This is a genomic window from Streptomyces daliensis, from assembly GCF_054782395.1.
The window spans coordinates 186,534-202,793 of record NZ_BAAGSO010000088.1 but is presented as its reverse complement, the minus strand read 5'-3'; the positions used below and the strand labels follow the sequence as shown (position 1 = coordinate 202,793).

Annotated in this window: 20 protein-coding genes; 11 read left to right on the top strand and 9 right to left on the bottom strand. The window is 71.0% G+C overall.

Translation table 11 applies throughout. The features are described from left to right. A partial coding sequence (locus ACYVOO_RS20330; protein ID WP_461017070.1) for a TerD family protein occupies nucleotides 1-465 on the bottom strand: 465 nt, incomplete at its 3' end. 357 nt (nucleotides 466-822) lie between these two features. Between ACYVOO_RS20330 and ACYVOO_RS20325 the strand changes: the two genes are divergently transcribed. Next, the gene (locus tag ACYVOO_RS20325; RefSeq protein ID WP_461017069.1) at nucleotides 823-1,491 is read left to right on the top strand and encodes an adenosylcobinamide amidohydrolase; all 669 of its coding nucleotides are present in this window, start codon (nucleotides 823-825) and stop codon (nucleotides 1,489-1,491) included. Nucleotides 1,492-1,538: 47 nt separating this feature from the next. Here the strand turns inward: ACYVOO_RS20325 and ACYVOO_RS20320 are convergent, their stop codons facing one another. Further along, nucleotides 1,539-2,570 (bottom strand): zinc-binding dehydrogenase, encoded by a 1,032-nt coding sequence (locus ACYVOO_RS20320; RefSeq protein WP_461017068.1) that lies wholly within the window; start codon nucleotides 2,568-2,570, stop codon nucleotides 1,539-1,541. A gap of 181 nt (nucleotides 2,571-2,751) precedes the next feature. Then, entirely contained in the window at nucleotides 2,752-3,288 is a 537-nt protein-coding gene (locus ACYVOO_RS20315; RefSeq protein ID WP_461017067.1) for a hypothetical protein, read from the bottom strand. Nucleotides 3,289-3,592: 304 nt separating this feature from the next. On the opposite strand from ACYVOO_RS20315, the gene ACYVOO_RS20310 reads away from it, so the two are divergent. Beyond that, nucleotides 3,593-4,543, top strand: coding sequence for a GlxA family transcriptional regulator (locus ACYVOO_RS20310; RefSeq protein WP_461017066.1), 951 nt, complete (start codon nucleotides 3,593-3,595; stop codon nucleotides 4,541-4,543). Between the two features lie 63 nt (nucleotides 4,544-4,606). Here the strand turns inward: ACYVOO_RS20310 and ACYVOO_RS20305 are convergent, their stop codons facing one another. Then, on the bottom strand, nucleotides 4,607-5,116 hold the full coding sequence (locus ACYVOO_RS20305) for a DinB family protein (RefSeq protein ID WP_461017065.1): 510 nt from the start codon (nucleotides 5,114-5,116) through the stop codon (nucleotides 4,607-4,609). A 207-nt stretch (nucleotides 5,117-5,323) separates the two neighbouring features. Here ACYVOO_RS20305 and ACYVOO_RS20300 point away from each other — a divergent pair, with 207 nt between their 5' ends. Further along, nucleotides 5,324-6,238 (top strand): SDR family oxidoreductase, encoded by a 915-nt coding sequence (locus tag ACYVOO_RS20300; RefSeq protein ID WP_461017064.1) that lies wholly within the window; start codon nucleotides 5,324-5,326, stop codon nucleotides 6,236-6,238. Nucleotides 6,239-6,254: 16 nt separating this feature from the next. On the opposite strand, the gene ACYVOO_RS20295 is transcribed toward ACYVOO_RS20300, so the two are convergent. Beyond that, nucleotides 6,255-6,917 carry a TOPRIM nucleotidyl transferase/hydrolase domain-containing protein gene (locus ACYVOO_RS20295; RefSeq protein ID WP_461017063.1) on the bottom strand — a complete coding sequence of 221 codons (663 nt, stop codon included), beginning with the start codon at nucleotides 6,915-6,917 and terminating at the stop codon, nucleotides 6,255-6,257. Nucleotides 6,918-7,219: 302 nt separating this feature from the next. Between ACYVOO_RS20295 and ACYVOO_RS20290 the strand changes: the two genes are divergently transcribed. The 3 genes from ACYVOO_RS20290 (at nucleotide 7,220) to ACYVOO_RS20280 (ending at nucleotide 8,766) form a co-directional block, all read left to right on the top strand. After that, complete coding sequence (locus tag ACYVOO_RS20290) at nucleotides 7,220-7,894, top strand: hypothetical protein (protein ID WP_461017062.1); 675 nt, start codon at nucleotides 7,220-7,222, stop codon at nucleotides 7,892-7,894. A 148-nt stretch (nucleotides 7,895-8,042) separates the two neighbouring features. After that, entirely contained in the window at nucleotides 8,043-8,387 is a 345-nt protein-coding gene (locus ACYVOO_RS20285; RefSeq protein ID WP_461017061.1) for a hypothetical protein, read from the top strand. Between the two features lie 28 nt (nucleotides 8,388-8,415). Continuing rightward, nucleotides 8,416-8,766 carry a hypothetical protein gene (locus ACYVOO_RS20280; protein ID WP_461017060.1) on the top strand — a complete coding sequence of 117 codons (351 nt, stop codon included), beginning with the start codon at nucleotides 8,416-8,418 and terminating at the stop codon, nucleotides 8,764-8,766. Between the two features lie 8 nt (nucleotides 8,767-8,774). Here ACYVOO_RS20280 and ACYVOO_RS20275 read toward each other — a convergent pair whose 3' ends face one another. Then, a complete protein-coding gene (locus ACYVOO_RS20275; protein ID WP_461017059.1) occupies nucleotides 8,775-9,773 on the bottom strand; it encodes a helix-turn-helix domain-containing protein in 999 nt (332 codons plus the stop codon). A gap of 73 nt (nucleotides 9,774-9,846) precedes the next feature. On the opposite strand from ACYVOO_RS20275, the gene ACYVOO_RS20270 reads away from it, so the two are divergent. Continuing rightward, on the top strand, nucleotides 9,847-10,827 hold the full coding sequence (locus tag ACYVOO_RS20270; RefSeq protein WP_461017058.1) for an SDR family NAD(P)-dependent oxidoreductase: 981 nt from the start codon (nucleotides 9,847-9,849) through the stop codon (nucleotides 10,825-10,827). A gap of 23 nt (nucleotides 10,828-10,850) precedes the next feature. On the opposite strand, the gene ACYVOO_RS20265 is transcribed toward ACYVOO_RS20270, so the two are convergent. After that, a complete protein-coding gene (locus ACYVOO_RS20265) occupies nucleotides 10,851-11,639 on the bottom strand; it encodes a class I SAM-dependent DNA methyltransferase (protein WP_461017057.1) in 789 nt (262 codons plus the stop codon). A 188-nt stretch (nucleotides 11,640-11,827) separates the two neighbouring features. Between ACYVOO_RS20265 and ACYVOO_RS20260 the strand changes: the two genes are divergently transcribed. Together ACYVOO_RS20260 and ACYVOO_RS20255 are read left to right on the top strand one after the other, a co-directional pair. Then, on the top strand, nucleotides 11,828-12,271 hold the full coding sequence (locus ACYVOO_RS20260) for a spore-associated protein A (protein WP_461017056.1): 444 nt from the start codon (nucleotides 11,828-11,830) through the stop codon (nucleotides 12,269-12,271). A gap of 219 nt (nucleotides 12,272-12,490) precedes the next feature. After that, on the top strand, nucleotides 12,491-13,300 hold the full coding sequence (locus tag ACYVOO_RS20255; protein ID WP_461017055.1) for a pectate lyase: 810 nt from the start codon (nucleotides 12,491-12,493) through the stop codon (nucleotides 13,298-13,300). A gap of 153 nt (nucleotides 13,301-13,453) precedes the next feature. On the opposite strand, the gene ACYVOO_RS20250 is transcribed toward ACYVOO_RS20255, so the two are convergent. After that, entirely contained in the window at nucleotides 13,454-14,410 is a 957-nt protein-coding gene (locus ACYVOO_RS20250) for an aldo/keto reductase (RefSeq protein WP_461017054.1), read from the bottom strand. Between the two features lie 316 nt (nucleotides 14,411-14,726). Between ACYVOO_RS20250 and ACYVOO_RS20245 the strand changes: the two genes are divergently transcribed. After that, a complete protein-coding gene (locus ACYVOO_RS20245; protein WP_461017287.1) occupies nucleotides 14,727-15,449 on the top strand; it encodes a FadR/GntR family transcriptional regulator in 723 nt (240 codons plus the stop codon). Between the two features lie 101 nt (nucleotides 15,450-15,550). Here ACYVOO_RS20245 and ACYVOO_RS20240 read toward each other — a convergent pair whose 3' ends face one another. Next, entirely contained in the window at nucleotides 15,551-15,955 is a 405-nt protein-coding gene (locus ACYVOO_RS20240; RefSeq protein WP_461017053.1) for a DUF5132 domain-containing protein, read from the bottom strand. Between the two features lie 75 nt (nucleotides 15,956-16,030). Between ACYVOO_RS20240 and ACYVOO_RS20235 the strand changes: the two genes are divergently transcribed. Next, a complete protein-coding gene (locus ACYVOO_RS20235) occupies nucleotides 16,031-16,243 on the top strand; it encodes a hypothetical protein (protein ID WP_461017052.1) in 213 nt (70 codons plus the stop codon). Nucleotides 16,244-16,260: the final 17 nt, after the last annotated feature.

Below are 16,260 nucleotides of genomic sequence, written 5' to 3'. Positions count from 1 at the left end.
CATGGCGGTCTCCGTCGAGGCGTCCTCACTGAGGTCGTAGCGGGCCAGCTCGTTGTTGTCGGCCTGGTTGACGACGCGGATGAAGGCGTTGCGTACCTGGCCGAAGCTCTGCTGGCGGCCCTCGGCCTCGTGGATGGAGACCGGGAAGACGATCTTGTCGACCTCCGCGGGAACGCCCGCCAGGTTGACCTTGATCTGCTCGTCGTCGCCCTCACCCTCACCGGTGAGGTTGTCACCGGTGTGCTGGACCGAGCCGTCGGGGCTGGTGAGGTTGTTGAAGAAGACGAAGTGCTGGTCGGAGACGACCTTGCTGCCCGTGTCCACCAGCAGCGCGCTGGCGTCCAGGTCGAAGTCCGTGCCGGTGGTGGTACGCACGTCCCAGCCCAGGCCGACGGTGACCGCGGTCAGGCCGGGCGCTTCCTTGCTGAGCGAGACGTTGCCGCCCTTGGACAGTGAGACTCCCACGTTTTTTCCTCCCGGTGTGCGGTGCGGTGCATCGCGTTGTATGCGTCGTGCGCGGTGCGTCGCGTCGTATGACGAGTGCCGAAAACCTACAGCACTGTAGAAACGAACCGGCGGGGCCGGGTGCCGAACCGCCACCGGCCCCGCGAGCGGCGGCGTTTGGTGGGTGCCCACGCTATAGCCGTACGCGGATGCGCGCCGCACATCGGCACCACGGCGTGCCGGACGCACGCGTCCCGTACGCCCCCCGTCCCGTACATCCCGTACATCCCGTGCGGCCGACGCGGCCCGGGGGTGACGTGAGCCAACTCATGCCCCCGCGGGCACGAGCGCGCCCCGCGCGGCGGTGAGGATGAACGGGTGCACCCTTCCCTTCACTGGTCGGCCGCGCTCCCCGTGCTGGTCTGGCGCTTTCCGCGGCCCCTGCTCACCGTCTCCTCCGGCCCGTACGGCGGCGGCCTGGGCGAGCGCCGCTGGGTGCTCAACGCCACCGTCTCCCCCGACGCCGACCTGTCAGCGCCCGAGGCCCATCTGCGGCGCGTCGGCGAGGAGTTGGGGTGCGCGGGTCCCGGTACGGGGCTGATGACGGCCGTCGACGTACGGCACCGGGTGACGCGTAACGAGGACGGTGTGACGGTCACCGCGACGACGGGTGTGGGCGTCCCGCTGTGGGCCGCGGCGCCGGAGCCCACGGTGGCGGCGCCCGCGCCGGGCACGCCGGGCACCGTCAACGTGGTCGCCGCGCTGCCGGTGCGGCTGTCCGAGGCGGCGATGATCAACGCGGTGGCCACGGTGACCGAGGCCAAGACGCAGGCGCTGCTGGAGGCGGGGGTGCCGGGCACGGGCACCTGCACCGATGCCGTCGTGCTCGTCTGCCCGCCGCACGGCCCCGCCGAGAGCTACGGCGGAACCCGGTCGCGGATCGGCGCCCCGCTGGCCAGGGCGGTGCACGCGGCGGTGCGCGAGGGACTGCGCGTGCCGGAGCCGCAGCACCATACGTACGCGCGCGTCACGTCCCCCGGCGGCTGACCCCGCACACCCCGCGCCACACACACCCCGCGTCCCACCGGGCGCGGTCACCCGCCTCGGCCGACCGAGACCGCACCCGGCATCACGGCCCCCGGCATGAACAGCCCGACCTTGGCCGTGCCGTTGCCGTGGGCCCGCGCGGCGGCGAACGCGGCCGGTGTCTCCTCCAGCGGATACATGTTCTCCAGGCAGTGGTCCACGGTGACGGCGCCCGTGTGGATGGCCTCGACAGCGGCACGGAACGAGACGAGTCCGGGTTCGGACTGGGTGCCGTTGGCCCACTCCATGGTGAGCGCCTTGCGGAAAGCCCGCTCGACGGGGAAGGGCGCGTCGCCCTTGCGTTCGGGGAAGCCGAAGAAGCCGACGGTGCCCCGCTCGCGGACGCACTCGACGGCTGCGGCGCGTGCCACGTCGTAACCGGCCGCCTCGATGACCAGATCGGCGCCGACGCCGTCCGTAGCCGCGAGTGTCGCCTCGACGACGGACGCGCCGGGCTCCAGCGCGGTGCGGGCGGCGCCGAGGCGGTCGGCGAGCGCGAGGCGGTCCGCGTTCAGGTCGGAGACGCCCACCTCGATGCCGCGGGCGACGAGCTGCTGGAGGAGGAAGAGCCCGGCCGACCCGGCGCCGATGACCACGGCGCTGCGGGGCGCGAGCCCGTCGGACAGTCTGGAGGAGGGCAGGAACTTCTTCATGGCGTAGAGCGTGGTGCCGAGTTGCTGTGCGAGCAGCGAGCGGCGCAGATCGGCCCCCTCGGGCAGGGGGACGACGTGTGTGGCGTCGACGGCCTGGTACTCGGCGAAGCACCCGCCGCGCGTGCCGTACGGGACGGTGAGGACCGGTGTGCCCGCCGCGATGCCTGGTGCACGGCTGTCCACCACATGGCCGACGCCTTCGTGTCCCGGATAGCCGGGCCGGTTCAGGAAGTCGTCGTCGTGGAAACCGTCGTAGACGACGTGGAGGTCGGAGCCGCAGATCGCCGCGTACCGCATCACGACCAGCACCTGACCGGCCCCTGGCACGGGCAGCGGGAAGTCCCGCACCTCCACGACGCCGGACCGGCTCAGGCTCGCGGCCCGCACGGCCCCGCCCCGTGTCCCCTGCGGCCCCCGGACACCGGAGGCCGCACACGCATCCCGTCGTTGCTGGAAGGCTCGCTCATCGCACCGCTCTCGGCCGGGGGCGCCGTCGGGGCCGTACGGCGATTCTAGGGCGACGGGCGGCCCCGGCGGCTCTGATGGTCCTGGCGGCTCTGGCGGCCGGTCACGCTCCCGTCGTCGAGCCCGGCCTGACGATCATCAGCACGGTCACCACGGCCCACAGCAGGTTGAAGACGCCGGTGAACATGGCGAGCCGCGCGCTCGCGCCGCGTTCCGTGGGCGGTGTGCCCGCGTCGAGCTGGTCGAGCAGTGCCTCCTGACGGGGCAGTACCACCGCTCCCAGGACCACGGCGGCGAGCAGGGTGAGGACGATGGAGACGATCAGCCAGGTGTCACCGAGTACGCCGAGGCTGCTGGCCGTGGCGAACCCGAAGACGGGCACCGCCAGCCCGATGACGGCGTAGACGCGGCAGATCCGGTGCAGCACACGGACGGTGGCGGCCGCGCCCGCACCCGTGTCCGCACCCGTGTCTCCGGCGCCGACACCTCCAGCACCGGTGCCGCTGGTGTCGGCGCCGACGGGGAGGAGAGCCGCCGCGGCACGGCGGAAGGCCGCCGGGAACATGCTGGCGGCCACGGTCACCGGACCGATCGCGATGATGGCGGCGAGGACGTGCACGGAGAGCAGGAACTTCGTCATCGGCGCGCACCCGGCCCCGTCGTCCCGGCCACCACGGCACGCTCGACGCGGGTCGGCGGCGCTGCCCTGCCATGGGTGCTCTCGACGGGCGCGTACGCGGATGTGCGTGCTGACATGTGTGGTTGCTTTCTCACGCAGGAACAGGTCATCGGTGTCTCCGTGAGCACGCTAAGCCGGTCCCGTCCCTCACCCCATGGGCTGGACCGCCACATACCAACGGATTCTCGCCAGCGCCGTGACGTGCGACGATGCCGCACACCCACCCCGTACCGCCACTGGCGGGAAACCGTTTACTGTTGGCCTCATGCATACGGTGGCGATCCTGGTCCTGGACGATGTCGTCCCCTTCGACATGGCGACACCCATCGAGGTGTTCGGACGCACCCGCCTGCCCGACGGCCGCCGCCCGTACACCGTGCGGCTCTGCGGGCCCACTCCGGAGGTGCGCGGCGAGGCGTTCACCATGCGCCCGCCGTGGGGCCTGGAAGCGCTGGCGGACGCGGACACGGTCATCGTGCCCGGCTGCGCCGAGACCGCGCCGCCCCCGCCGCCGGAGGCACTCGACGCGCTGCGCGCCGCCGCCGCTTCGGGCACCCGCATCGCGTCGATATGCAGCGGAGCGTTCATCCTCGCGGCCACGGGCCTGCTGGACGGGCTGAGCGCGACGACACACTGGCTGGCGGCGCGGGCGCTGGCCGAGCGGTTCCCGCTGGTCGACGTCCGGCCGGACGTGCTCTACGTCGACAACGGCCAGTTCCTCACCTCGGCGGGCGCGGCCGCCGGTCTCGACCTGTGTCTGCACATGATCCGCCGCGATCTGGGATCCGCCGTGGCGGCCGACGCCGCGCGGCTGTCGGTCATGCCTCTGGAACGGGAGGGCGGGCAGGCCCAGTTCATCGTCCACGAGCAGCCTCCTGTGCCACGGGGCTCGCTCCTCGAACCGGTCCTCGCCTGGATCGAGGACAACCTCGGCCAGGACCTCACCCTGGAGGCCATGGCGGCGCGGTGCGGGATGAGCGAGCGCACCTTCAGCCGCCGGTTCCGTGAGCAGACGGGCACCACGCCGTTGCAGTGGCTGCTGCGGGCCCGGGTGCGCAGGGCGCAGTTCCTTCTGGAGACCACGGAGTACGGCGTCGAACGCATCGCCACGCAGGCGGGGTTCGGCTCGCCGACGGCCTTCCGCGAGCGCTTCAAGCGCGTGGTGGGCCTCACCCCGCAGGCGTACCGGGCCTCGTTCCAGGCGCAGCCCGCCTGAGCCGACGGCGACGGCGACGGCGACGGGCCACCGTCGTCGGCTCAGGCGGACTGCGCCGTCGGCTCAGGCGCCCACCGTTCCGTCGACGCCCTCCCGCAGGAAGTCCGCGTGCCCGTTGTGGCGGCCGTACTCCATGAGCACGTGCACCATCGCCATCCGCAGTGACACCTCCTCGCCCCACCGCGGCTGGTACCCGGCCACGTCCAGCGACCCGGCCTCCCGCTCGATCCGCCGCGAGTGCGCCACCTCGGCCTCCCAGGCCCCGAACGCCTCCTCACGGGTCGACGCGCTCGCGTCGTACGCCGCCTGGAAGTCGGTCCTGTCGGACCAGACCAGGGGCACGTCGTTGTCCTCGAACACCCGGCGGAACCAGGCACGTTCCACCTCCGCCATGTGCCGCACCAGGCCGAGCAGCGACAGCGTGGAGGGCGGCATCGACCGCTGCCGCAGTTGCTCGTCGGTGAGCCCTTCGCACTTCATGGCGAGGGTCGCGCGGTGGTAGTCGAGAAAGGCCCGCAGTGTGTCGCGCTCGCTTCCCGAGCGGGGCGGTCCTGTGCGGTTGTCGGTGGTCACTGCTCGTTCTCCTCGTCCGTGTCCGTAAGCGGTGTCAGTATCCACCGCCACCACGGCCCGCCCCCGTCCACTCCCGTCACCTCGGAGAACCGCACGTCACCTCGGAAAACCGCCCGGGAAACCCGACATGAGGTGTCGGGATTCCCGGTGACCATGGTCCTCACGCCGCACGAGGGTGCGGCACGGACCGGACAGGGAAGGACACACATGTCCGCAGCACTGGAGGGCAAGGCCGCCCTCGTCGCGGGGGCGACGCGCGGGGCAGGCAGAGGGATCGCGGTCGAGCTGGGCGCTGCCGGGGCCACCGTCTACGTCACCGGCCGGAGCACCCGGGGCCGACGGTCGGAGTACGACCGCCCGGAGACCATCGAGGACACCGCCGACCTGGTGACAGAGGCGGGCGGCCGGGGCATCGCCGTCCCCACCGACCACCTCGTGCCCGCCGAGGTCCGCGCGCTCGTGGGACGGATCGAAGCGGAGCAGGGGCGGCTGGACGTCCTGGTCAACGACATCTGGGGCAGTGAGCACCTCTTCGCGTGGGACTCGCCCGTGTGGGAGCACGACCTGGACAAGGGGCTGCGGCTGCTGCGCCTCGCGGTCGAGACCCACGCCGTCACCAGCCACCACGCCCTGCCCCTGCTGCTGCGCGGGGAGAGGGGCCTGGTGGTCGAGATGACCGACGGCACCGCCGAGTACAACCGGGACACCTACCGGGTCTCGTTCTTCTACGACCTCGCCAAGACCGCCGTGCTGCGCATGGCCTTCTCCCTCGGCCACGAACTGGCTCCGCGCGGCGGCACGGCGGTGGCGCTCACCCCCGGCTGGATGCGCTCGGAGCTCATGCTCGACCACTTCGGGGTGACCGAGGAGAACTGGCGCGACGCGGTGGCGGACGAACCGCACTTCTGCATGTCCGAGTCCCCCTCCTTCGTCGGCCGGGCGGTCGCCGCGCTGGCCGCCGACCCCGAGGTGGGGCGCTGGAACAAGCGGTCGCTGTCCAGCGGCGGGCTCGCACAGGTCTACGGCTTCACCGACCGGGACGGCAGCCGTCCGGACTTCTGGCGGTACATGGTCGAGGTCCAGGACCCGGGCAAGCCCGCCGACGCGCACGGCTACCGCTGACCAGTACACACACGCGTCAGATGTGGCCGAGCAGCCGCTCCAGCGGCTCGGGGACGTGCGCCGGATCCAGTGCCTCGACGAGGGAGCGCGCGTAGCGGGCCTTGCGGCCGCCGAGGCTGCCCATGAAGCGCCGCAACTGGAGTTCGACGGCCCGTCCCCGGTGCGCCGGCTGCTTCTGGAGGGTGCGGAACGCGCGCAGTTCCCCCTGCTCCTCGACCACGCGCTGCACGGTGGCGGCGCCGAGTGAGCGGATCAGTTCGTCCTCCAGGTCGGCGACGCACACGTAGAAGCCCAGCCGCTCCAGCCCGCCGCGCGCACGCGGGGAGCCGAGACCGGCGCGGTCCAGCGCACGGCGGAAGAAGGCTTCCTCGCCCGCGTCGCACAGGCCGGCGAGCGCGACGTCGAGCCCCTGCGGGCCCAGCAGGGCGAGGAAGCGGCCGATGCTCGTCGCGCCGCCGAGCGGGACGACGCAGATGCCCTCGGCCGCGAGGTCCCTGCCGTGCCGCGCGGCCAGAGTCTCCAGCGCGACCTGGTCGCTGAGCCCCTCGACGAGCACGAACCGGCGCAGGCCGCTCTCCGACACCAGCTCCCGCGTGACCGTCGCGCCCCGCTGTGCTTCCGCACCCCCGGCCGCCCACTCGACGGCGGCGGCACGCAGCCGCGTCATCTCCTCGTCCATGCGCGTGAGTGTCGCAGCCGGGGCCGTGACATGACACCGGATATCCCCGGCGCGGAGCGGGACTTCCTGTCGTGCGTGCCGTGCTTCCCGTGCGTGCCGTGCTTCCCGCGCGCGTTCCGCGTTCACGTGTGGGTGTTTCCCGTTCTCGTGCGAGTGTGCGGCATGGTTTCGGGAAGGCGGTCTTTCACGTGGTCACACCGCACACCGCGCACACACCTCCTCGCACACGAGGACGTCACGTACGCACTGTGTGGAGTACCATCCGCCACCAGCAACCGCACAGATCCCGAAAGTGAGGCGTCATGCCGGAAACCGCCAAGGACACCACCAACTTGAAGTCCCAGTACGCCTCCCAGGTGACCTCGGACCTGGAGCACAACGAGCGCGAGCAGCAACGTATCGGTGAGGAAGTGACCGCCCTTCAGGAGCAGTTGCGCGGCCTTGAGGAGGACCACGCCCTGCTGGTGGAGATGCGGCAGGCACTCGGCGGCGAGCAGGCGGCCGCAGCACCGCGCGCCAAGGCTTCCGGCTCCGCCGCATCGCGCAAGGGCGCCAAGCTCCCCAAGGCGCGCAAGTCCAAGGACAACGCGCAGCCCGCCAAGCCCAGGGGCACCGCACGCACCGCCAAGGCCAAGGAGACGGCGAGCACGGCGGGCGCTGCCGGGAAGAAGAAGCCGGGCGCGGCCAAGTCCCGTGCCACCTCGGCCCGCTCCGCAGGCCAGCCCACTCTCCGCGAGCTCGTCGCGGGACACCTCAGCGGGCTGAGCGAGCCGCGCTCAGCGGCCGAGATCACCACGGCGCTCACCCAGGCGCACCCGGAACGCAAGTTCGGAACCACTGTCGTACGCAACACACTCGAAGCACTCGTCGCCAAGGGCCAGGCCGACCGCAGCAAGCAGAACAAGTCGGTGTTCTACTCCGCCACCACTCCCGCCGCGGACGCGCCGAAGCAGGAGGACACCCCCGCCGCCATCTGACGCACCACGCCGGGCACCCGCTCACACCGGCACGCCCGGTACCCCCGGTACCCGGCACACTCGGCACGTATCGGGGACGGGCCCGTCCCGCCCTCCCCGGTCCGAGCCGGGGCCTGCCATGTCCTCTCCGACGGCGTAAGGCGGCCTGTTGCCCGGACTGATGGATCTGGCGTACACCACGGTCGGCGGTGTCGTGGGCGCCGCGGTGACCACCTACGTCTCCAGGAACCACGAGCGCCGCCAGTTGCGTGCCGCCGTCATGGACGAGCTTCAGCGTGTGTGGCTCGTCGGTGCCGGGGTGTGCGACATCGTGCCGCGCCGCACCGGGCGTCCCGCCCCGTACAGGACGGGCCAACAGTCACTGGTCACACGGGAGTTGGGGCTCTCGGCCGTGCTGGAGGACGGCAGCGACGCGGAGCGCGTGCTGCGCGAAGCCGTCTCCGGTCTGGTGGTGGCGTCGCTCTCCGCCGGCATACCGCGCAGAGTCCTGTGACTTCGCGGGCGGCGGCGAGGAACGTGCCGTGCAGTGCGAGGTGATCAGGCTCGTCGATCTGCGCGTCGGCGGGGTACTGGGCGAGTCCCTGGACGGCCTCATGACGGCGTGCGAGGAGTACCGGGAGGCGACGGCGCAGCTCCTGCTCCGGGCGCTGTGGCAGCCGTGGCGCAGCAGATGGCGGATGCGTGCGCGCATCCGTGCGCTGCGCGCGGCGGCGCGGGCGCTGGAGCGCGAGCAGGGGGCGGCCGTGGCACTCCTGGCCCAGCCACCGCACACCCGCACCCTCGCCCAGCGGCTCGCTCCCGCAGCCCGGCCGGACGACGCCGACGAGCCGCCCGGTTCCGTGGCCCCCTCGGACACTGGCCCCGGTGGCTGACGAGGCGGTCACGAGACACCCCTGAGCCCGCCCGTCGCCGACCCGTCCCGGCCCTGCCGGTCCCTGCGACCGGGCCCGGCGCCTTCCTCGCGGACGCGTTTCCTGTACCGCAGCGGCGGTTCCCCGACCTCGCGTCTGAACGCGGTGCTGAAGGCGCTCTCCGACGAGTAGCCCAGCTCCGCGGCCAGCGCGCCGATGTGCCCGTCGCCCTCCCGCAGGGCGCGCTGTGCCAGGAGCATGCGCCATTGGTGGAGGTAGGTGAGCGGCGGTGTGCCCGCCACCTCGCGGAAGCGGGTGGCGAATGCCGTACGCGACATGGACGCGGCGCGTGCCAGCGTCTCCAGCTTCCAGGCTCTGCCCGGTTCGCCGTGCATGAGGGCCACCGCCGCGTGCAGCCGCTCGTCGGTCAGCACCCGCAGCCGGCCCGGGGGAAGGGCGGCCCGGCCGAGGTGGACGCGCAGCATGTCGAGCACCAGGAGCTGTCCGTGCTGGCGGATGGCGAAGGCGGAGCCGACGCGGTCGCAGGCCACTTCGTCGAGGAGCTGGTCCAGCCTGGCGCGCAGGGGGACGGTGGTGGTCGCGGCCCGGACATGGCCCACAGGCGGCAGTGCGTGCAGGAGCAGCGCCTCGCCGATCGCGTTGAGGACGATGTGGCCGCCGAGAAGTGTGTCGGTGCCCGCCTCGTCGACCGGGAAGGCTGTCGCGCCCTCCACGTCGATCTCGTACGGGTCCTCGTCCTCGGGGCCTCCCCGCACCTCCAGCCAGGTCCGGTTGTTCAGGATGGCGACATCGCCGGGTTCGAGGTCGAGCTGGCGACAGGCGCCGCCAGTGCCTTCGGGGCCACCAGCTGTCAGCCGGGCCCGGCCGCGGGCGACCGCGATGAACTTCAGGCGGTGTGTGAGGCGGCGATCGCGGGCCACCCACGCGCCACGGGCGGTGAAGCCACCTGTCATCAGACCGCGGATCTCGATGAGGTCGAAGACCTCGGACATCGGGTCGCTCAGCATGTCTGAACGATCGCGAAGGAAATGTGAACTGTCACTTATTCACCGTACGCGCCCCGGCTCCTAGCGTGGCCGCATGAATCAGAAACAGCACCCTCTCGGATCCGGCTTCACCGCGGCCTCGACAGCCGACGAGGTCCTCGCGGGCACCGATCTGACCGGCAAGAACGTCGTCATCACGGGAGGCCACGCCGGAATCGGCCTGGAAGCCACCCGCGCCCTGGCCAAGGCCGGTGCGCACGTCATCACGGCCTCGCGCGATCCGGGCAACGCCACGCGGGCCCTGTCCGGGATCGAGAACGTCGAGGCCGACCGGCTGGACCTCCTCGACCCCGCGTCGATCGACGCCTTCGCCGCACGCGTCCTCGGCACCGGCAGACCGCTGCACATCCTCATCAACAACGCCGGTGTCCCCGCGCCCGACGAACGGACCGTGGAAGCACGCGGCTACGAGGTGCAGTTCGCGGCCAACCATCTCGGCCACTTCCACCTGACCCAGCGCCTGCTGCCCGCGCTGCGCGCCGCCGGCCGCGCCCGCGTCGTCAATGTGACCTCCGGCGCCCAGCGGATGTCCGGCATCCACTGGGACGACCCGCACCTCGCCTCCGGCTACGACAAGAACCTCGCCTACGCCCAGTCCAAGACGGCCAACGTGCTCTTCGCCGTCGAGCTGGACCGCCGTTGGGCACAGGACGGCATCCGCGGCTATGCCACACACCCCGGCATCGTCGCCGGTACGAGCCTCAACAGCTCAGCGGGGCAGGAGCAGTTGCGGGCCATGGGTCTGATCGACGCGGCGGGACGGCCCGTCATCGACCCCGAACGCGAGAAGAAGACACCGCAGCAGGGCGCCGCCACCCTCGTGTTCGCGGCCACCAGCCCGCTCCTCGACGGCATCGGCGGGGTGTACCTGCGGAACAGCGACATCTCGGAACTGGACGACGAGGTCAGGCCCTTCGACCCGGCACACCCCACGTCCACCGCCATGTCGCACTCCCTCGACCCGGACTCCGCCCGACGGCTCTGGGAACTGAGCGAAGAACTGCTCAAGGCGTAGTCGGCCCGGCTCCCTCGCCCGCGTCAGTCGGCGGGCTTCTCCCAGACCGAGACATGGCCGGTGCTCTCGCTGGTGAACGGGGCCCGCGACCACCCCTCCCACCGGGCGCGCAGCCGCAGCCCGGCGAGCCGCGCCATCAGATCCAGCTCGGACGGCCACACGTACCGGAACGGGAAGAAGTGGTACTCGGGGCGTCCGTCGGTGAGCGTGACGTAGTGGGAGGCCGTGGCCTGGGTGGCGACGTCATAGGTGTCGAACGCCCACCCCGTCGGGCCGATGTGGAACGGCACCGCGTTCTGCCCCGGTGGCAGCCGTCGCAGATCGGGCACACCCACCTCGATGACGAAGGCGCCACCGGGCCGCAGGTGCGCCGCCGCGTTGCGGAAGCAGGCCACCTGGGCGTCCTGGGTCGTCAGGTTGTTGATGGTGTTGAAGACGAGGTAGACGACGGCGAACGCACCCGCCCCCGCACCCGCACCCGTGTCCACGTCCACGTCCGTGCCGGGGCCCGGCACCCGCGTCGTCGCGAAGTCGCCGACCGTCACGCCGATGGCGTCGCCGCCGGGCTTGGCGCGCAGCCGGGACAGCATGGCCCGGGACATGTCGATGCCGTGCACCGGCACACCACGCCCGGCCAGTGGCAGGGCGATACGGCCCGTACCGATGCCGAATTCGAGCGCGGGCCCGTCCCCCGCGAGGGCGGCCAGCACATCGACCGCGGGATCCACCGCTTCCGCGCTGAACATGTCCGACGACGACTCGTCGTAGGCGGCCGCGATACTTTCCCCGAAGTAACCGTCCTCATCAGGCATCCCGGGACCGTACCGTCGGCACTCCCCCGAGCGCGCCCCATTTTCCTGGAAGGGGGCGAGCACGCCGCGCATTGTCCGCGTTTCGTCACACACACCGCTCCCGTACAACGTGCCCCGGTGCCGACCGGTCGTACCCAGTGGCGTCAGGACGCCACCGTGTGCACCACCACAACGGAAACGGGGAACCCATGAAGCTCACCCGACGCGCGGTCACCGCCGCGGCCGTCACCGCCGCCACTGGCTGCGGGCTGCTCCTCTTCACCGGTCCGCAGGCTCAGGCGGCGGCCCGTGCCAGTTACAACGGCGCCTGCGGAAGCGGCTACAAGGTCGTCAACTCCGCGCCCATCGGTACATCAGGCACCGTCTTCCTCACCTACAACTCCAACATCGGCACCAACTGCGTCGTCACCGTCCGGAACACTCCGGGCGACCCGGTCTTCATGGTCGCCAGCCTCATCACCAGTGACGCCATCGACCCGAAGCCGGAGGAGGACATCGGCGAGTACCGCTCGTACGCCGGTCCCGTCTACGTGGACGCGGCGGGCAAGTGCGTCAACTGGGGCGGCGTCATCGGCGGGGAGGGCGTCTCGCGCGTCGGCACCAACTGCGGTGCCCTGGCCACCGACCGCTGACCGCCCACAGGGGGCCGGGGGTTCACCGGCGAAGAAATTCTCGGAACTCCCGGCAACCTATCCCGCTCCCGCGGCGACGAGGAGACACGGACAGCGCAACCGTCCGGACGTCACATGCCCCGGCGAAGGACACCGGAGGCCCGGCCGCACCGGCCGGGCCTCCTCTCCGCAGGGCACGGGCGTGACCCCCGTCTTCTCCCTCCCCACAAGGAGCCAACGATGACCAGCCTCCACCGCAGGCGCCTCACCAAAAGACAGCGGATCATCACGGGCAGCGGCCTCGGCGTCGGCGCCCTCGTTCTCGGGGCGCTGGCCTCCGGGCTGACGATGTCGACCGCGTCGGCCGCGACATGGCCCTCCCCCAACGGCTCCGAGGGCGTCAGCGCCACCAAGAGCATCAGCGGTACCGTCGACGGCGGCATGAAGCGCTACTACGGGACCGGGGACCTGGGCGGCGACGGCCAGGACGAGGGCCAGGACCCGATCTTCAAGCTGGCCGACGGTGCGACGCTGAAGAACGTCATCATCGGCGCCCCGGCCGCCGACGGTATCCACTGTTCCGGTAGCTGCACCCTCCAGAACGTGTGGTGGGAGGACGTCGGCGAGGACGCGGCCACCTTCCGGGGCAGCGGCGAGACCTACACGGTCAGCGGCGGCGGTGCACGCAAGGCCGCTGACAAGATCTTCCAGTTCAACGGCGGCGGCACGCTGAACATCTCCAACTTCGCGGGCCAGGATTTCAAGACCTTCGTGCGGTCCTGCGGCAACTGCTCGACCCAATACAAGCGCACCATCAGCGTCAGCAACACGGAGATCACCGCGCCCGGCAGTGTCATCGGCGGCATCAACACCAACTACGGCGACTCGCTGACCCTCCGCGGCATCACCATCGTCGGGGACAGCAGCAAGAAGATCGTGCCGTGCCAGAAGTACATCGGGAACGACGACGGCGACGAGCCCACCAAGAACGGCTCGGGCCCCGACGGCACGTACTGCAAGTACAGCACGTCGGACATCACCTACAGGTGACGCCCGTCGCGACGGCAACCCGGTGGTGAGTGACTGGGTGAGTGAGTGAACGGTGACGCGGAAGTGAGCTGAGGACGCGTCACACCACCGTCGTGCCGGTCCACGCCCACTCATGGACCGGCACGACGGCGCCGCTCCGCTCACGCCGGGCGGTCAGTCGAGCACGATGTCTCCGGACCGCGTGGGAACCGCGTCGAGCGCGGCGAGTGTCGCGTCGTCGAGCGTGACCGTGCCCGCGGCGACGTTCGCCTCAAGGTGCCCGGCGTTCGCGGTGCCGGGGATGAGGAGCGTGTTCGGGGAGTGGTGGAGCAGCCAGGCGAGGCCCACCTGCGAGGGTGTGACGCCCAGGGACCGTGCCGCCTGGAGAACGGCCGGTTCGTCGGTCACCTTGGGCAGCCCGGCGAAGGCCCCGCCGAGCGGGAAGAACGGCACCCAGGCGATGTTCTCGGCGGCGCAGAGTCGCAGTGTGTCCTCGTCGTCGCGTGCCACGAGGCTGTAGGCGTTCTGCACGCAGGCGATGCCCGCGGGGAGTGCCCGGCGCAGCCCTTCGAGGGTCACGCTGCTGAGCCCGATCGCGCCGATCTTGCCTTCGTCCCGGAGGGCGGTCATGACAGCGAGCTGGTCGTCGAGATCGACGGCCTGGTCCCCCTCGGCCCGCAGCCCTGGCCCGGTGTCAAGGCGGCGCAGGTTCACCAGCGGGATCTGTGCGAGCCCGAGGCTGGTGAGGTTGTCCTCGACGCTCGCCCGCAGCTCCTCGGGCCGCTGCGCAGGACGCAGCGGGACGGGACCGCCGGGGTTGGGATCGGCACCGACCTTGCTGACGACGAGGACGCCGTCCTCGGGGCCGATCGCCTCCCGGATGACGTCGTTGACGAAGCCGTCGCCGTAGAACTGGGCGGTGTCGATGTGGTCGACGCCCAGCTCGACGGCCCGGCGCAGGATCGCGACGGCCGCGGCGCGGTCGCCGTGCAGGCGCTCGAGCTGCATCGCCCCGTAGCCGACGCGGGAGACGGTGCGGCCGACGAGCGGTCCCGCGCCTCCCGGGCGCGGCGCGCCGGTGGCTGTGACGTCGGAGAACTCGGACGGCTCGGGGGAAGGGGTGGTGGACATCGTGGGAGTCCGTTCCTCGGGTGACGGTAAATGAAGTGGAGGCGCCTCCGCTAGTTGAGCCTAGCACTAACGGAGGCCCCTCCGCTTTGAGCCCGTACGCCCGCAGCCGAAGTGGCACCCTCAGCCCGGCCGCCCGCTCACCGGTAGGGGCGGAAGAACGCGCGCAGTTCCTCCGCGGATCCGTCCGCCCCGTGGTCGGCCGACCGTGAGCGCGTCTGCGGGGAGGGCGCGGGCCCGGGAAGGCTCGCCGGTGTACCGGTCGGCCGGTGAGTCACTGGACTCCCGGCTGATCGTCAACAGCGAAGTGAGGGAATCCATGGCCGAACTGTCGAGAATCACGGTCGAGCCGCGGGAGCCGCTGGCCGCCGAGGTCTCGCGCCGGCTCATCGACTACCTGATGTCCGGTGCGGTGCGGCCCGGCGACCGCATCCCCTCGGAACGCCAGCTCACCGAGACGCTCGGAGTCAACCGGCCGACCGTGCGCGAGGCCATCAAGTCCCTCGGCTTCCTGGGCCTCCTGGAGATCCGTCAGTCGAGCGGCACATACTTCCGCGGCACCGACTCCGACGTCCTGTACCGGCTGTTCGAGCTGGGGCTGGTGCTCGGCGAGCGCGGCGCGAAGGGCATGCTCCAGGCCCGCGCAGAGCTGGAGGCCGTCGTCGCGGGCCTCGCCGCCGAAGCGCGCGACGAGGCCGGGGTGGAGCTGCTGCGCGCCCGGCTCGCGACGATGCGCGACTGCCCGGACACGGAGTTCGCCGAGGCGGACACGGCCTTCCACGCCGCCCTCGCCGAGATCTCCGGCAACACGGTCCTGCGGGACATGCTCAAGGGCATGCGCGCGATGATCCAGCGCGGCTGGGTCGAGCGCACCGGCGAGGTCCGCCCGCGCGAGGTGGCCTACGAGGACCACGTGCCGATCTTTGAAGCCGTCGAGCAGGGGGACGCGGAGGCCGCCCGAGCGGCGATGGCCCGGCACACGCGGGGAGCGTCGCGACGTCTGCGCGAGGCGCTGGAGCGGCACACCGGCGACGGCGACTGACCGGCTCCCCGGACCCGCCGAGAGGGCCCTGCGGTTCCGGGCGCCGCGGTTCCGGGCGCCCTGGGCCGCTCAAGGACGGAAATCGCTTCTCGTGTGCCGCCTCATGTGCTGACGTTTCCCGAGCGGGCCTTTTTGGTGGTCTGCCGCGACGTCCCCGATTCACCCTGAAGGTCCGAAGCGAACACTTCAGCCGTCGCCTCGGCGGCGATGTCACTCATATCCTCGTTGATCTCGTGCGCCACTCGCTTGGCATCCAATGCCAGCTTCATGGAGGATTTGACCGTCCCTCGAATGATCTTCTTCATGAGAGGCGCCGAAGCCGCTCCGACCAAGAAGACAGGAATCACAGGGAGCATGTTCAGCACAACCCTTCTCGCAGCAATGCCGGGTTTTCCAGCAGTGTCCTCATGATCCGACCTTAGCTTCCGGCACAACCTCCTCACTGACGAGAGCCCGATGTTCACCCTTTCGGATGCACCCTCGGCACCATTGATCTTTTCTGTCATCGGGTGACCTACGGTGCGGCGTGGGCCAGCTTGTGAGCACCATTCTCCACGTTGATATCGAGTCAGGAGTTCACAATGGAAAAATCCGTCACGGAAGATTCCCCTGATGCGGCTGAGACCACCGCCGCGGAAGTCATGTACTCCGCGGAAGTGCACCACTCCAACGGGACGTACACGCTCACCATCACCAATCGCCTGCGCGACGAGGTGGAGGTTTACGAGGTGCCGAAGAAGGCCGTGGAGAAATTGCCGTTCTATCTCGGGATGCTCAAGAAAAAGCTCTCCTGACCGGCCCGCAAAAAGCC

Excerpts from the sequence above, each read along its gene's own strand:
- ACYVOO_RS20315 (WP_461017067.1), bottom strand. The coding sequence starts at position 3,288 with ATGACGAAGTTCCTGCTCTCCGTGCACGTCCTCGCCGCCATCATCGCG.
- ACYVOO_RS20310 (WP_461017066.1), top strand. The coding sequence starts at position 3,593 with ATGCATACGGTGGCGATCCTGGTCCTGGACGATGTCGTCCCCTTCGAC.
- ACYVOO_RS20300 (WP_461017064.1), top strand. The coding sequence starts at position 5,324 with ATGTCCGCAGCACTGGAGGGCAAGGCCGCCCTCGTCGCGGGGGCGACG.
- ACYVOO_RS20295 (WP_461017063.1), bottom strand. The coding sequence starts at position 6,917 with ATGGACGAGGAGATGACGCGGCTGCGTGCCGCCGCCGTCGAGTGGGCG.
- ACYVOO_RS20290 (WP_461017062.1), top strand. The coding sequence starts at position 7,220 with ATGCCGGAAACCGCCAAGGACACCACCAACTTGAAGTCCCAGTACGCC.
- ACYVOO_RS20275 (WP_461017059.1), bottom strand. The coding sequence starts at position 9,773 with ATGCTGAGCGACCCGATGTCCGAGGTCTTCGACCTCATCGAGATCCGC.
- ACYVOO_RS20270 (WP_461017058.1), top strand. The coding sequence starts at position 9,847 with ATGAATCAGAAACAGCACCCTCTCGGATCCGGCTTCACCGCGGCCTCG.
- ACYVOO_RS20265 (WP_461017057.1), bottom strand. The coding sequence starts at position 11,639 with ATGCCTGATGAGGACGGTTACTTCGGGGAAAGTATCGCGGCCGCCTAC.
- ACYVOO_RS20260 (WP_461017056.1), top strand. The coding sequence starts at position 11,828 with ATGAAGCTCACCCGACGCGCGGTCACCGCCGCGGCCGTCACCGCCGCC.
- ACYVOO_RS20255 (WP_461017055.1), top strand. The coding sequence starts at position 12,491 with ATGACCAGCCTCCACCGCAGGCGCCTCACCAAAAGACAGCGGATCATC.
- ACYVOO_RS20250 (WP_461017054.1), bottom strand. The coding sequence starts at position 14,410 with ATGTCCACCACCCCTTCCCCCGAGCCGTCCGAGTTCTCCGACGTCACA.
- ACYVOO_RS20245 (WP_461017287.1), top strand. The coding sequence starts at position 14,727 with ATGGCCGAACTGTCGAGAATCACGGTCGAGCCGCGGGAGCCGCTGGCC.
- ACYVOO_RS20240 (WP_461017053.1), bottom strand. The coding sequence starts at position 15,955 with ATGACAGAAAAGATCAATGGTGCCGAGGGTGCATCCGAAAGGGTGAAC.
- ACYVOO_RS20235 (WP_461017052.1), top strand. The coding sequence starts at position 16,031 with ATGGAAAAATCCGTCACGGAAGATTCCCCTGATGCGGCTGAGACCACC.